Here is a 222-nt window from a genome sequence, read left to right as displayed (position 1 = left end):
GCGATGAACGCGTACCGCAACCTCGCCACCACCGACAAGTCCATGAAGAACTCGCTGGAGCGCCTCTCCTCGGGTCTTCGGATCAACAAGGCCGCCGACGACGCGGCCGGCCTGTCGATCAGCCAGGGCCTGCAGGCCCAGATCGGTGGCCTCCAGGTCGCGGCGCGCAACGCCCAGGACGGCGTCAACGTCGTGCAGACCGCCGACGGTGCCCTGACCGAG

1 protein-coding gene is annotated in these 222 nt (G+C 68.9%); it reads left to right on the top strand.

Annotated features, from left to right (window positions below; genetic code table 11):
- The coding region (locus HC028_RS26910) for a flagellin N-terminal helical domain-containing protein (RefSeq protein ID WP_476742334.1) at positions 1–222 on the top strand (222 nt) is incomplete at both ends.

The organism is Planosporangium flavigriseum, from assembly GCF_011947225.1.
GTDB lineage: Bacteria > Actinomycetota > Actinomycetes > Mycobacteriales > Micromonosporaceae > Planosporangium > Planosporangium flavigriseum.
Note: the sequence above shows the minus strand (reverse complement) of the source record. Positions and strands in the feature narration are given on the sequence as shown.